The 13784-nt window shown below is 63.2% G+C and carries 13 protein-coding genes; 8 read left to right on the top strand and 5 right to left on the bottom strand.

All coding sequences use genetic code 11. The features are described 5' to 3' along the window. Entirely contained in the window at positions 1–1035 is a 1035-nt protein-coding gene (locus BRAGE_RS0104030) for a branched-chain amino acid ABC transporter permease (protein ID WP_027564630.1), read from the bottom strand. Continuing rightward, positions 1032–1928, bottom strand: coding sequence for a branched-chain amino acid ABC transporter permease (locus tag BRAGE_RS0104025; protein WP_051395273.1), 897 nt, complete (start codon positions 1926–1928; stop codon positions 1032–1034). Before BRAGE_RS0104025 ends, BRAGE_RS0104030 begins: the two co-directional genes overlap by 4 nt. A gap of 173 nt (positions 1929–2101) precedes the next feature. Here BRAGE_RS0104025 and BRAGE_RS0104020 point away from each other — a divergent pair, with 173 nt between their 5' ends. Beyond that, the gene (locus BRAGE_RS0104020; RefSeq protein ID WP_159073979.1) at positions 2102–3058 is read left to right on the top strand and encodes a MaoC/PaaZ C-terminal domain-containing protein; all 957 of its coding nucleotides are present in this window, start codon (positions 2102–2104) and stop codon (positions 3056–3058) included. Between the two features lie 16 nt (positions 3059–3074). On the opposite strand, the gene BRAGE_RS0104015 is transcribed toward BRAGE_RS0104020, so the two are convergent. Next, on the bottom strand, positions 3075–4247 hold the full coding sequence (locus tag BRAGE_RS0104015) for an aminoglycoside phosphotransferase family protein (protein ID WP_051377683.1): 1173 nt from the start codon (positions 4245–4247) through the stop codon (positions 3075–3077). 267 nt (positions 4248–4514) lie between these two features. Here BRAGE_RS0104015 and BRAGE_RS0104010 point away from each other — a divergent pair, with 267 nt between their 5' ends. The 3 genes from BRAGE_RS0104010 (at position 4515) to BRAGE_RS0104000 (ending at position 7310) form a co-directional block, all read left to right on the top strand. Continuing rightward, positions 4515–5711, top strand: coding sequence for an ABC transporter substrate-binding protein (locus tag BRAGE_RS0104010; protein ID WP_027564634.1), 1197 nt, complete (start codon positions 4515–4517; stop codon positions 5709–5711). A 61-nt stretch (positions 5712–5772) separates the two neighbouring features. Next, complete coding sequence (locus BRAGE_RS0104005; RefSeq protein WP_028146199.1) at positions 5773–6921, top strand: thiolase domain-containing protein; 1149 nt, start codon at positions 5773–5775, stop codon at positions 6919–6921. Beyond that, positions 6921–7310, top strand: a complete 390-nt coding sequence (locus BRAGE_RS0104000) for a Zn-ribbon domain-containing OB-fold protein (protein WP_027564442.1) — start codon at positions 6921–6923, stop codon at positions 7308–7310. Before BRAGE_RS0104005 ends, BRAGE_RS0104000 begins: the two co-directional genes overlap by 1 nt. 46 nt (positions 7311–7356) lie before the next feature. Here the strand turns inward: BRAGE_RS0104000 and BRAGE_RS0103995 are convergent, their stop codons facing one another. Both BRAGE_RS0103995 and BRAGE_RS47730 read right to left on the bottom strand, forming a co-directional pair. Next, the gene (locus BRAGE_RS0103995) at positions 7357–8547 is read right to left on the bottom strand and encodes a CaiB/BaiF CoA transferase family protein (RefSeq protein ID WP_027564443.1); all 1191 of its coding nucleotides are present in this window, start codon (positions 8545–8547) and stop codon (positions 7357–7359) included. A gap of 24 nt (positions 8548–8571) precedes the next feature. Further along, complete coding sequence (locus tag BRAGE_RS47730) at positions 8572–9870, bottom strand: enoyl-CoA hydratase-related protein (RefSeq protein WP_051377681.1); 1299 nt, start codon at positions 9868–9870, stop codon at positions 8572–8574. Between the two features lie 129 nt (positions 9871–9999). Between BRAGE_RS47730 and BRAGE_RS0103985 the strand changes: the two genes are divergently transcribed. From BRAGE_RS0103985 to BRAGE_RS0103970, 4 genes are all read left to right on the top strand, one after another. Continuing rightward, positions 10000–11181 (top strand): acyl-CoA dehydrogenase family protein, encoded by a 1182-nt coding sequence (locus BRAGE_RS0103985; protein ID WP_028146198.1) that lies wholly within the window; start codon positions 10000–10002, stop codon positions 11179–11181. A gap of 63 nt (positions 11182–11244) precedes the next feature. Next, positions 11245–12003 carry an SDR family oxidoreductase gene (locus BRAGE_RS0103980; RefSeq protein WP_027564444.1) on the top strand — a complete coding sequence of 253 codons (759 nt, stop codon included), beginning with the start codon at positions 11245–11247 and terminating at the stop codon, positions 12001–12003. A gap of 18 nt (positions 12004–12021) precedes the next feature. Further along, positions 12022–12816, top strand: coding sequence for an enoyl-CoA hydratase-related protein (locus tag BRAGE_RS0103975; protein WP_027564445.1), 795 nt, complete (start codon positions 12022–12024; stop codon positions 12814–12816). Positions 12817–12825: 9 nt separating this feature from the next. Beyond that, positions 12826–13755 carry a 3-keto-5-aminohexanoate cleavage protein gene (locus tag BRAGE_RS0103970; protein ID WP_027564446.1) on the top strand — a complete coding sequence of 310 codons (930 nt, stop codon included), beginning with the start codon at positions 12826–12828 and terminating at the stop codon, positions 13753–13755. Positions 13756–13784 lie beyond the last annotated feature (29 nt).

Raw genomic sequence — 13784 nt, 5'->3', positions numbered from 1 at the left:
TCAGGATGCCTCCCGCCGCCAGCCGAGCCGCTTCAACAGGCCCGACAGCCCGCCGACGACACCACGCGGGAACACGACAATGAACACGACGATCGCAACACCGGTCAGAAGCTGCGTGAGCCCGCGCGCGCCAAACTCGTCCTGCGCAAAGGAGAAGATCAGCCCGCCGAGAATCGGGCCGAGCGAACCGGAGATGCCGCCGATCAGCGCGGCCACCAGCGTATTGGTGCTGACGAACAGCCCCAGGCTCTCCGGCGAGACGAAACCGGCATTGAGCACATGCAGGAATCCAGCGATCGCAGCCGCGATGTTGACGACCACATACCCGATCAGCCTTGGCAGGAAGGTATTGAAGCCCGAGAAGCGCATGCGCTCCTCGTTCTCCCTGATGGCGCGAAGCACCGCGCCGAGACGGGAACGTGCGATGGCCCAGAATGCCAGTCCGACTAGGACGGTGACGACCCAGGCCAGCGACCAGAATTGCGCGGGATCGGCAAAGCGAACCGCGTCGATGCCGAGGACGGTTCCGGTGGTCCGCACAACCAGTCCGTCTGCGCCGCCGGTATAATCGCGCAGTCCCTCGAGCAGAACGGCATGACTGATCATTTCGCCGGCGGCGAGCGTCAACATCATGAAGGCGAGCGGATTGGTCCTGACGATCAATGCGCCGAGCATGGCGGAATAGGCAAGAAGGATCAGGAACGCGACGCATAGCGCGGCAGTCGGCGTCAAGCCCCAATCGCTCATGCCGATCGCAAATAGATATCCGGCGCCGCCATAGATACTGGCCGCGCCGAGCGCAACGAGGCCGGCCTGGTTCATCAGGAAAGCGACGCTGAGCGCGAGCAAGCCCAGCAGGAGGCCTTCGCTGCCAAGTCGAAGCATGAAATCGCTGGCGAAATAGGTCGGGACGACGGCACCGGCGCCAAGCCCGATCAGGCCGACCACAATGCCGAGCGAAACCCGCGGCAACGCGCCGCCGCCCGTCGCCGTCGCAGATGCATGCAGGTCGTCGGTCATCGTGCCGTTGCTCAACTCAGCACCCTCCCGCGTCCGATCCCGCCCGGCGCGATCAGCAGCACGACCATCAGCAGGATGTAGGGCACCAGCGCCGCAAGGTTTGGCAGAAACACCGACCCCGCGACCTGAACGAAGCCGAACAGCAGAGCTGCAATGATTGCACCGCCGATGCTGCCGGTGCCGCCGATCACGACAATGATCAGGCAGTTCACGATCATCACGACGTCCATTCCCGGATCGACCGACAAATAGGGTCCGGCCAGCACACCCGCGATGCCGGCGAACGCCGTGCTGAGGCTGGTCACAAGCAGGCTCAGGCGGTCGGCGTTGATGCCCATCATGCGCGCGACCGACGGATCCTGACTGACTGCGCGGACATACAGCCCCGACGCCGTCCATCGCAGCCACAAGGCGAGCAGCGCGCAGGACCCGAGCCCCGTCACGATCAGGAAGAGACGATAGACCGGATAGGACAGGTGCAGGATGGTCACGGAGCCGGACAGGATTTTCGGCGCATCGACGCTGCGCGCCTCTCCGCCGTAGAAGTAGATGATGATCTGGCCGAGGATGATGCCCAGGCCCAAGGTGACCAGCGCGACTTCGATATGCGAGCGTCGCTGCAGCGGCCGCAGCGCCAGATACTCGAAGGCTATTCCGACAATCGCCAGCAGGATTGGAACGAGCAGCAGCGCCAGCCAGAATCCGCCGACGAGGGCAATCGTGTAGCCGAGATAGGCGCCGAGCATGTAGATCGCGCCGTGGCCGAAATTGATGACGTCGCGCAGGCCGTAGATCAAGGCGAGCCCGCTCGACAGCATGATCAGCAGTGACGCAAGCGCCAGCGAATTCGCGATCAGCAGCGCGATCATGGCCGCGGTCTCCTGCCCGGGTGCATTCCGCGACGGCATGCGGCCGTCCGATGCGCCAGTCTGCGCGCTTGACCTCGCAAAGGGCCCTCCTGCCATTGCGCGGCGCCGCAGCGGGTTTCAATCGCGCTCCGTGCCGGCCTTCAGCATTTCCCCGTCCTGTCGGACGATCTCGAGTTCAATGCTCGATTAGTACACTGGTTTATCATATACTAGTGTTCACCGCAAACCCAAATCGAGACCTGCGCTGCGGCATCTCGTGCACAGCGGCGTCTGGTCAGAAGCGCGAGCATTACCGGAATCCTTCCATGGACCTTGATCATGTCGTCGCTCGGCGCTTCGCGCCGATCTGCCAATCTTACGACTGGCGCGATTGCGCCCTTTATGCGCTCGGCCTTGGCATGGGCGACGATCCGCTCGATGAGGACGAACTGCCCTACGTGTACGAAGGCCGCGATCAACGCGCCGTGCCCAGCATGAGCGTGACGCTGGGCTGGCCGCCGCTCTGGATCGCCGAGCCCGAGACGGGGATTGCCTGGACCAAGGCCCTGCATGGCGAGCAGCGCCTCACGCTGCATCGCCCAATTCCGGTCAGCGCATCCATCCGCGCCGAACACCGTGTCAGCGCGGTCGAAGACAAAGGGCCGACCCGCGGCGCCCTCCTCTATTTCGATACCGAGCTGTTCGACGCCGCCAGCGGTGAGCGGCTGGCCACTCTTCGGGCGACGGAGTTCCTGCGCGGCGATGGCGGCTGCGGCAACTACGGTTTGCCGCCCGCCGCAATCGCACGGATTGGTAGCGACAGACCCAGCGCCAGCATCGTCTATCGAACGCCGCAGCAGGCGGCCTTGCTCTATCGGCTTGTCAGCCGCGACTATATGCCGATCCACGCCGACCCGGCGATTGCCCGCGATGCCGGCTTCGACCGCCCGATCTCGCACGGCCTGAACACGCTGGGCCTCGCCTGCCGCGCCATCCTGAAACGTTACGCGCCGGGACGTCCCGAGTTGGTCGAGGCGATGGCAGCGCGATTTGTCGCGCCAGCCTTTCCCGGCGACACCATCCGGATCGACATGTTCGAGGAAGACAACGTCATCAGGTTCAGGGCCTGGGCGGCGGAGCGCCACACCATGGTGATCGATCGCGGCGAATGCCGGCTGACGGCGGCCTGACAGGCTGCCGCTCCCCTCAACTGCGCAAGGAATCCAGATCCGCCATCGCCGTCGAGATTCGCTCGATCATCGCGAGCGTCGTCGCCTCCGACTGCATGGCCGGCAACAAGGGCGAATGGCACAAGGTGATCGTCCACATCAGCAGCGCATGCACCATCTGCTGCCGATAGTTGAGGAAACTCCGGTCGAAGTTCGGCCTGGTCTCCGTCAATCCGGCGAACCGATCGAGATAGCGACGGAGCAGATCCTTCTCCCAGTTGCGGCGATCCTCCGGCGTCAGCGCCGCCGTCACGGCATAGGAAAAGTCCCGCGACCAGTGACCGCGGGCAAGACATTGCCAATCGCACAAGCCCATCTTCCCCGCGCCGGTGCGATACCAGTTGCCGATATGCACGTCGGAATGGATCAGTCCCTGCGGCTCGTTGTCGTGGACGGCAAGCGCCCGCACGGCGGCCGGCCAGACCGCGTCTCGCTGCGCGAGCACGCTGTTCGGAATGACGTGGGCGGCAGCGTCGAACGCCTTCCGGGTGTAGTGCTCGAGGCTCATCTTCTCCGCACCGATGGTGAACCAGCGCGGATAGCTGGCCACCCACGGATAACGTGCCGAAAGCTCGCCATCGCCGTAGAAGCGCGCATGCAGCGCGGCCAGAACGTCGACCATGTCTTCCGCCATCTCGCGGTCAACATAGGTCTTGTAGTTGCAAAAGGTCGCCGACTTGGTTGCGACCATGTCCTCCAGGAGAAGGATCGAGGCGTAGGTCTGGCGATCGAACGCCGCATGATAGCCGACCGGCGCCTCGATCTCGAGCTGCGGTCGCAGCTGCATGTAGAAGCGTCCCTCGACCCGCGCGGTGCCGTTGAAGCCGCCGATCATGCGTGTGACGACGCTCGGCAGCGACTTCGTGAACATCGACTGCGGCAAGCCTGCGCGCTGACCCGCGTCATTGTAGCTGACGATCAATTGGTGACGTTCGTGCGTCCCGGCGCTCGCAGGCTTCACCACGACGTCGGTGACGACAGCACCGGGACTTTCCTGGCAGAGCACGGCGGTCAGCCACTCCGGCGTGACGGCCCCCGGCGAGCACGGAACATCCTCCGCGCGGCGGGCTTTCGGCCGCACCAGGCGTTCGAAGGCGACGCGTCCGCCAATCCTGAGCGCAGCCAGTGCCGTTGCACCCGATGCAGCCATGGTCCCTCCCTTCCGGTGAGCGGCCGCAGCGCTTGCGACGCGCGCCCGATATTTCGTACGCTTACGTACTATCTGAACCACAATCGCGTTGACGTCAAGGCGGCGCCAGCGCCGAGATGCGGATCAACGGCCAGCAGCCTCCTGGTTGCAGCGCGACACATTTCGAGGCCTCCGGCGCCGGCACATTCCGCATTTTTCGACTTCCAAGATATCGTACTATAGTGTACTTCTTTAATTCATAAAACAAGAAGCGATATGGGAGCCAGCATGAGAACTTCGATTTTGGTGAGCGCCTCGGTCCTGTTCCTATCCAGCGCAGCCGTGGAGGCGGGAGCCGCCGACAAGCAATATGGTCCGGGCGTTACCGACACCGAGATCAAGATCGGCCAGACCGTTCCATATAGCGGGCCGGCGTCGACATTCTCGAGCTACGGTCGCGTGATGACCGGCTACTTCCAGATGCTGAACGAGCAAGGCGGGATCAACGGCAGGAAGGTCAACCTGATCTCGCTTGACAACGCATTCAGCCCGCCAAAGGCCATCGAACAGACCCGCAAGCTGATCGACGACGACGGCGTTCTGGCTGAGGTCGGCACCGTGGGCACTGTTCCCAACGTCGCCGTTCAAAAGTATCTCAACCAGAACAAGGTACCCCAGGTCTTCATCTCGGCAGGCGGCCGCCGCTTCAACGATCCCAAGAGTTTTCCGTGGACCGTCCCCTTCTATCCGCCCTTCGAGATGGAGGGAGCCACGTTCGGCAAGTTCATCCTCAAGAAGCTGCCGAACGCCAAGATCGCCGTGCTCTACCAGAACGACGACTATGGGAAGGACTACCTCACGGGCCTCAAGGCCGGCTTGGGCTCCGACGGCCAGGCGAAGATCGTCGCGGAGGCTTCCTACGAGCTCAGCTATCCCACGATCGACTCCGAGATCCTCAAGCTCAAGGCAGCCGGCGCCGATACGCTGGTCTATTTCACGACGCCGAAATTTGCCGCCCAGGGCATCAAGAAGGCCAATGAGCTGAACTGGAAGCCGGTCCAGTTCCTCGCCAGTCCGGTCAACTCGATCCAGGGCGTGCTGACGCCTGCCGGGCTCGACAACGTCCAGGGCGCCTATACGACCCAATTCGCCAAGCAGGCCAACGATCCCGCTTGGGCCGAGGATGCCGAGGTAAAGGACTATGTCGCCTTCATGAAAAAATGGGCGCCGAACGACGGCCCGAACGACTTCATTGCGCTGTCCGGCTACATCAATGCGCAAGCGATTGCGAAGGGCCTGCAGCGATGCGGCGACAATCTGACCCGCGAAAATCTGCTCGCTCAGGCCACGAGCTTCGACAAGGAGCGGGTCGGCATGCTGCTCCCGGGGATCGAGCTCACCAACTCCAAGGAGAACTACGCCCCCTACCGCTCCTTGCGCATGGCCATCTTCGACAAGACGTCCTGGAGGCTGCTCGAGGACTAGCGATGGCACTGCCCTGCCGCGTAACACGCGGCAAGGCAGACAACCCCAACGGAGACTTTCTTTGACCATCAAGGGCAAGGCCTACATTGCCGGGATCTATGAGCACCCGACCCGGCATGCGCCGGACAAATCCACCGCGCAGCTTCACGCCGAGGTTGCCAAGGGCGCGATCGAGGATGCGGGGCTGACCAAGGACGACATCGACGGCTACTTTCTCTCCGGCGACGCGCCGGGCGGCGCCTGGCCGATGGTCGATTATCTCGGGCTGAAGGTGCGCCATGTCGACAGCACCGACACTGGCGGCTGCTCCTACATCATCCATCTCGGTCACGCCGCGGAAGCCATTGCCGCAGGCAAGTGCTCGATCGCGCTGATCACGCTCGCGGGCAAGCCGCGCACCGGTCCGGCGCAGGTGCGCGCTCCGGGCGCCGAAGCCGATTTCGAGACCGCCTATGGCGCAACGACCCACAATGCCTATGGCATGTGCGCCATGCGCCACATGCACGACTATGGCACTACGAGCGAGCAGCTCGCCTGGATCAAGGTCGCGGCCTCCCATCACGCCCAATACAATCCGCACGCAATGCTGAAGGAGGTCGTCACCGTCGAGGATGTCGTGAACTCGCCGATGATCTCCGATCCGCTGCACAGGCTCGACTGCTGCGTCGTCACCGACGGCGGCGGCGCGCTGATCGTGACCACGCCCGAGATCGCCAAGAGCCTGAAGAAGCCGCTGGTCCGCCTGATCGGCCATGGCGAGGCCATGAAGGGCCCGCGCGGCGGCAAGGATCTCGATCTCACTTACTCCGCCGGCGTCTGGTCCGGCCCGCGCGCGTTCGAGGAAGCCGGCATTACGCCGAAGGACATCAAATACGCCTCGATCTATGACAGCTTCACCATCACCGTCTTGATGCAGCTCGAGGACCTCGGCTTCTGCAAGAAGGGCGACGGCGGCAAGTTCGTCGCCGACGGCAATCTGATCTCGGGTGTCGGCAAGCTGCCGTTCAACACCGATGGCGGCGGCCTCTGCAGCAACCATCCCGTCAATCGCGGCGGCATGACCAAGATCATTGAGGCCGCCAGGCAGCTGCGCGGCGAGGCGCATCCGAAGGTGCAGGTGAAAAATTGCGATCTCGCCATCGCCCACGGCACCGGCGGCCTTCTGGGTGTTCGCCACGCCGCCTCGACGGCCATTCTGGAGCGCGTGTGATGAGCGAAGCGAAAAAGTATCCGGCCCCGGTGACGAACCCCGAGACCGCAGCGTTCTGGGATGCGGCCAAGCAGGGCAAGTTCATGATCAAGCGCTGTACTGCCTGCGGCGACGCGCATTACTTCCCGCGTTCGATCTGCCCGTTCTGCTACTCCGACAAGACGGTGTGGGAGGAGGCATCGGGCGAGGGCACGATCTACACCTACAGCCTGATGCGGAAGTCGCCGACCGGTCCTTACGCGATCGGCTACGTCACGCTGAAGGAGGGCCCGTCGGTGCAGACCAATTTCGTCGACTGCGATCTCGAGAAGCTGAGGATCGGCCAGAAGGTGAAGGTGGTATTCAAGCCGACCGACGGGGCGCCACTGCCGTTCTTTACACCGGTGTAGATGCGACGGACCATTCTATCTTCGGACGCAGTCGCACGTGCGCCGGTCAACTGACGATCTCCTCACGGCGCAATTCGGCGATGCTCGCGGCGGAAAGACCCAAGTCCTTCAGCACGTCGTCCGTGTGCTGCCCAAGGGTCGGCGGCGGCAGGCCGGGGTTGCGCTCTTCTCCGACAAACGTCACGGGATGTCCGACGCAATTCAGCCGCCCTACGTTGGGATGATCGTACTGCATGATCAGCTTGTCTGCCTTTGTATGCGGATGGTCGAGAAGCTGCGCCAGCGTATTGATCGGCGAGCAGGGAATGCCGACCTCGTTCAGCGCTGCATTCCAATGCTCGACTGTCCTGGTCGAGATCACCGCCTGGACGTGGCGCAATGTTTCATTGCGCTGCTTGACTCGATCCGCATTGGTGCGGAATTTCGGGTCATCCACGATCGCGTTCAAGCCCGCGACGGCGCAGAACTTGCGCCAGAGATTGTCGTTGGCCACCCCGATCATGATCGGTCCGTCCGCGGCCTCGAAGGCCTGATAAGGACATAGGGACTCATGGCTCGAGCCACATTTGGCCGGCTGCGTTCCCCGCTCCCAGAACGTCTGGAGATTGTAGCCGAGAAGCCCCAGAGCCGTGTCGAACAGCGACACCTGGATCGCCGCTCCCCTGCCCGACTTCTCTCGCGCAAACAGGCTCGCAAGGATACCGCTGAAAGCATGCACGCCGGTCATCTGATCGATCGGCGAGATCGGGCTGCGGATATAGCCGCCGCCCTCGTCGCCAGTCATGGACATGATGCCGCTGAAGGCCTGCAGGATCACATCGTAGCCGGGCGAGCTCCTGAGCGGGCCCGTCCGGCCGAAGCCCGAGATGCTGCAATGGACCAGGCGGTCATTCAGCGCGCACAGGCTCGCGGCATCGATTCCCAAGCGCTCGGCGACGCCCGTGCCGAAGCTTTCGATCGCGACGTCGGCCGACTTCGCGAGCTCGTGCACGAGCTTGCGCCCCTTGTCGGACTTCATGTTGATCGCGATGCTGCGCTTGTTGCGATTGGCACTTAGAAACACAGTGCCGAGCCCGGGCGCCGGAAACGGCGGCCAGCCGCGTGTCTCATCCCCCTGCCCCACCGCCTCGACCTTGATCACCTCGGCGCCGAGATCACCAAGGTATTGCGCGCAGAGCGGACCTGCGAGCACCTTCGACAGATCGAGAACCTTGATCCCTTCAAGAGGTCTGGACACGACGTCTCTCCTTCGAAAAACCCACTAGCTCAGCCCGGCTGCAAACAGGCCGCCGAGATAGGCTGGAAAGCCCGCCTGCGTGACCAGGACATAGTCCGCAGCGCGACGCTCGGACTCGTCAAGCTGGGATCGCCAGCCTGCGGCGGCGGCCTCGGCATCCGCCAGCCGCGCGCGCAGCAGCTCCTTGCCCCAGGTCCTCGGCTCATCGTCATGCCAATAGACGGCGCCCGCGACACCCCCATCGAACTCGACCTTGTGCGTCTGCTCGCCCCGGAAGCCTGCCCGCGCAAACGCCTCCGCCAGCTCCTTGCCACGCTCCGACTGGACGCCGAGCACCTCCGAGACCGCGGCCACGGCTTCCGTGATCCTGGGATTTGCGCCCTTCTTCTTCATCCGTTCATAGTCGAGCCGGCCGAGAAACAATGTCCTGATCATGTTGCGTGGCTCCCGCCGCTGGATCAGCTTTGCGAAGATCTGCATCTCAGTGCGGATGGCCATATCGAAGTCCTGCGGGAGCCCCTGCTCGACGCAGTCGAGAATGGCGGAAAGCGCCGGATAATGGCCGAGCGTCTCGGCCAGCATCTTGCTTCGTTTCGCTTCGATCGTCGTCCCGACCTGCTGCGCGTCCGTCGCATGCCAATTCGGCCGATCCCAAGGCTGCGCGGACTGCGGTCGCGACAGCACCCAACGCTCGGCCGCGGCGACTTCTTCGCCTGGCGCTACCAATTCCTGCGCAAGTCCCGCCGCGATCGCCGCCTGTCCGCCGATCCGCGCGCCATCGAGCAACACGGGCAGCGCCGCCTCGATCCCGATCAGGCGAGGCAAACGCTGAGTTCCACCGCCGCCCGGCAGCAATCCGACAAGTGATTCCGGCAGGCCGAACGTCGCCTGCGGATGATCGGCGATGACCCTGTGATGCGCCGCAAGGGCAAATTCGCAGCCGCCGCCCAAGGCAAGCCCGGCGATCGCAACCGCGACCGGCTTCCCAGCCGTCTCGAGCCTGCGCAGACCGTGGCTCAATCGGAAGAAATGATCGAAGGCAAGCCGATCGCGCTCGCCTGCTGGCGCGGCCATGATCATGTCATAGGCCGTTTCCAGCTCGGCCAGATCGGCGCCTGCGCAGAAGGCGGATGATTTGCCGGAACGGATGACGACGCCCACCACATCGCTTTGCCTGAGCCAGTCCGCAAACAGGCCAAGCTCCTCGATTGCCGCATTCGAGAACACGTTCATCGACCGTCCCGGCATGTCGAAGATGAGGTGCAGGACGCGCTGGTCCGACAATTCGATGCGAAACTGCTTCAGCTCCGGCCCGACCGTCATTGCTTCCTCTCCCTTCCCGTTACCGTTCGTTGGTGTACGATCGTACTTGCACGCCTGTCTTTTCGAGTTGTACGACACGATCAAATACTGTACACTAGCAAACTAAATCAGACAGGAAGCGCTTTGACAATGATCGAACGCACGATCTTTCGCGAGGAACACGAGATTTTCCGGCAGACGGTCCGCCGCTTTGTCGAGCGCGAAATCGTGCCCTTTCACGCCCAATGGGAAGAGGACGGCATCGTCCCGCGGGATTTGTGGCTGAAGGCCGGCGCGGCCGGCCTGCTCTGCTGCACTGTCCCTGAGGAATATGGTGGCATGGGCCTCGACTACCTCTTCGATGTCGTCGTGTTCGAGGAGCTATGGCGGGCCGGCGCCAGCGGTCCCGGCTTTCTCATCCACACCGACCTGGTCGCGACTTATCTTCTGTCCTTCGGGAGCGAGGCGCAAAAGCGCAAATGGCTGCCGAAGATGGTATCCGGCGAAGCCATCGGCTCTCTGGGTATGACGGAACCTCACGCCGGCAGCGACCTCAAGGCGATCCGCACCCGCGCTGCGCGCGACGGCGACGAGTTCGTCATCAACGGCCAGAAGGTCTTCATCTCAAACGGCCAGCTGTGCGACTTCATCGTGCTCGCGACCAAGACCGACGGCCAGGCCGGCGCCAAGGGCGTGACCCTGTTCATCGTCGAAAGCAATCGGCCCGGCTTCAGGCGCGGCCGCAATCTGGAAAAGCTCGGCATGAGGGCGCAAGATACCTCCGAGCTGTTCTTCGACAATGTCCGCATTCCCGCCACAAACATGCTCGGCGCGGAAGGCCGGGGCTTTGCGCAGATGATGACAAAACTATCGCAGGAGCGTCTGGCGCAAGCCATCCGGTCGGCGACCGTTGCCGAGACCGTGATCGACTGGACGCTGCAATACACCTCGGAAAGAAGCGCCTTCGGGCAGAAGCTCGCCGATTTCCAGAATACGCAATTCAAGCTGGCCGAGCTCAGGACCAAGGCCGCCGTCGCGCGCGTCTTCACCGACAAGTGCATCGCCCTTTTCATGGAAGGAAAGCTCGATCCCGTCGACGCCGCCATGGCCAAGATGTTCACGTCAGAGCTGCACTGCGAGACGGTCGACGAGTGTCTGCAGCTGTTCGGTGGCTGGGGCTATATGTGGGAGTATCCGATCGCGAGGGCCTATGCCGACGCACGCGTCGTCAAGATCGCCGGCGGCTCGATCGAGATCATGAAGACGATCATCGCGCGACAAATGTACTCGCAGCGCGGATACGACATTCAGAAGAACGGGTCCGCCTCATAGGGCCGACGCCTTCGGCCCATCGAAGGCCGCCAAAGAAACGACAAACGACAAGGGAGATCGACGTTGAAGGGCCTATCGGGAAAAGTTGCCGTCGTGACCGGCGGCGGACAGGGCATCGGACGAGGATTAACGCTGCGGCTGGCCGAAGAGGGCTGCAAGATCGCGATCTTCGACATCAACCCGCAAGGCGGCGAAGAGACCGCAAAGCTCGCACCGCAGGCCGTCATCAAGACCTATGCCGTCGATGTGGGCGATGCGGAGTCTGTCAACGCCGCGGTCGCCAAGGTCGAGGCCGAGCTCGGGCCGATCTGGCTCCTGGTCAACAATGCCGGGTGGGACCGGCCGATGCCGTTCCTGAAGACCGATCGTGAGCTGTGGGACAAGATCATCCGCATCAACCTCTATGGGCCGCTCAATACCCACAAGGCGATTGCACCGTTGATGGCCGAGCGCGGCGGCGGCCGGATCGTCAATATCGCATCCGATGCGGCGCGCGTTGGTACCAGCGATGAGGCCGTCTACTCCGCCTGCAAGGGCGGACTCATTTCTTTTACCAAGTCGCTGGCGCGCGAGCTGGCGCGGAAGAACGTCCTGCTCAATGCCGTCTGCCCCGGCCCCACCAACACGCCGATGATGGCCGCGGTGCTGGGCGAAGGCGAGCACGCGGTGAAATGGAAGGATGCCATGCTCAGAGGCATCCCGCTGCGTCGCATGGGCGAGCCCGAGGACTACGGCGGAATCGTCGCGATGCTTGCCTCCGATGACGGCAAATTCATCACCGGGCAAACCATCTCCGTCTCCGGCGGAATGAACATGATCTAACCTGCGCGAGGAAATCCCATGACCGATCCCAAAGAATTCACCGACGTCATCTACGAAATCCGCGATCGCGCCGCGTGGATCATCATCAACCGTCCGAAGGTCTACAACGCATTCCGCGCGCGGACGCTGGACGAGCTCATCCAGGCTTTCCAGCTCGCCGGCAACGACCGCAACGTCGCCAGCATCGTGCTCACCGGCGCCGGCGAGAAGGCGTTCTGCACCGGCGGCGATCAATCGGCCCATGAAGGCCAATACGACGGCCGCGGCGTGGTCGGCCTGCCGATCGACGAGATCCAGGGCCTGATCCGCGACGTACCGAAACCGGTGATCGCCCGGGTAAATGGCTTTGCCATCGGCGGCGGCAACGTGCTCGCAACCCTTTGCGATCTCACCATCGCCGCAGAGCACGCCCAGTTCGGCCAGGTCGGCCCCAAGGTCGGCTCAGTCGATGCAGGCTGGGGAACGGCCTTCCTCGCCCGTCATGTCGGCGACAAGAAAGCGCGTGAGATCTGGTACTTGAATGAGCGCTATACCGCCGAACAGGCGCGCGAGATGGGTCTCGTCAACAAGGTCGTCCCCATGGCGCAGCTCGATGCCGCCGTGAAGGACTGGACCGACAAGCTCGCGCAGCGCTCGCCGACCGCGCTTGCGCTGGCGAAGCGATCCTTCAACGCAGATTCCGACAATATCCGCGGCATCAGCAACTTCGCGCTCCACGCCGTAAAGCTGTTCTACGACACGGCGGAATCGAAGGAAGGCGTCGCGGCCTTCAACGAGAAGCGCGACCCGGACTTCCACAAATTTGCGCGCTAAAGGCCGCTCATGGCGCCCCACAAGGTCATCATCTCCTGCGCGGTCACGGGATCGATCCATACGCCGACGATGTCACCGCATCTGCCGGTGACCGCGGCTGAGATCGCCGAGGCCGCGCTCGGCGCTGCGGCGGCTGGGGCCGCGATCGTGCACCTGCACGCGCGCAATCCGGCCGATGGACGGCCGGATCAGTCGCCGGAGGCGTTCGAGCCGTTCCTGCGCGTGATCAAGCAGAGCTCCAACGTCGTCGTAAACCTGACGACGGGCGGCTCGCCGTACATGACGGTCGAGGAGCGTGTGCGTCCGGCTGCGACCTGGAAGCCGGAGGTCGCGAGCCTCAACATGGGGTCGATGAACTTCGGCCTGTTTCCGATGCTGAAGCGGTACAAGTCGTTCAAATATGAGTGGGAGCCGCAGATGCTGGAGGGCTCTCACGACCTCGTCTTCCGCAACTCGTTCAAGGATATCCGCTACGCCTTGGAGACGCTAAACAGCTCCGGCGCGCGCTACGAGTTCGAATGTTACGACACGAGCCATCTCTACAATCTGCACTATTTCTGGACGGAGGGGCTGGTGAAGGCGCCGCTCTTCATCCAGACGTGCTTCGGACTGCTCGGCGGCATCGGCTCGCATCCGGACGACGTCATGCACATGAAACGAACGGCGGATCGGTTATTCGGCGACAACTACCGCTGGTCGGTCCTTGGCGCCGGGCGCGCGCAGATGCCGGTTGCGGCCGTGGCAGCGGCGATGGGCGGCAACGTTCGCGTCGGGCTCGAGGACAGCCTATGGCTCGGCGCAGGCCGCCTCGCCGAGACCAATGCCGCGCAGGTGACGCAGGTGCGCAAGATCATCGAAGGACTCGGGCTCGAGATCGCTAGTGCCGACGAAGCGCGTGAAATCCTTCAGCTCAAGGGCGGCGACAAGGTCGCCTTCTAAACTCTCAACGCTTCCAACCCTCAAATCGT

Origin of the sequence: Bradyrhizobium genosp. SA-4 str. CB756 (genome assembly GCF_000473125.1) — a bacterium.
GTDB lineage: Bacteria > Pseudomonadota > Alphaproteobacteria > Rhizobiales > Xanthobacteraceae > Bradyrhizobium > Bradyrhizobium arachidis.
This window is presented reverse-complemented; position numbering and strand designations above follow the sequence as displayed.

Excerpts from the sequence above, each read along its gene's own strand:
- BRAGE_RS0104025 (WP_051395273.1), bottom strand. The coding sequence starts at position 1,928 with ATGCCGTCGCGGAATGCACCCGGGCAGGAGACCGCGGCCATGATCGCG.
- BRAGE_RS0104015 (WP_051377683.1), bottom strand. The coding sequence starts at position 4,247 with ATGGCTGCATCGGGTGCAACGGCACTGGCTGCGCTCAGGATTGGCGGA.
- BRAGE_RS0104010 (WP_027564634.1), top strand. The coding sequence starts at position 4,515 with ATGAGAACTTCGATTTTGGTGAGCGCCTCGGTCCTGTTCCTATCCAGC.
- BRAGE_RS0104000 (WP_027564442.1), top strand. The coding sequence starts at position 6,921 with ATGAGCGAAGCGAAAAAGTATCCGGCCCCGGTGACGAACCCCGAGACC.
- BRAGE_RS47730 (WP_051377681.1), bottom strand. The coding sequence starts at position 9,870 with ATGACGGTCGGGCCGGAGCTGAAGCAGTTTCGCATCGAATTGTCGGAC.
- BRAGE_RS0103985 (WP_028146198.1), top strand. The coding sequence starts at position 10,000 with ATGATCGAACGCACGATCTTTCGCGAGGAACACGAGATTTTCCGGCAG.
- BRAGE_RS0103975 (WP_027564445.1), top strand. The coding sequence starts at position 12,022 with ATGACCGATCCCAAAGAATTCACCGACGTCATCTACGAAATCCGCGAT.
- BRAGE_RS0103970 (WP_027564446.1), top strand. The coding sequence starts at position 12,826 with ATGGCGCCCCACAAGGTCATCATCTCCTGCGCGGTCACGGGATCGATC.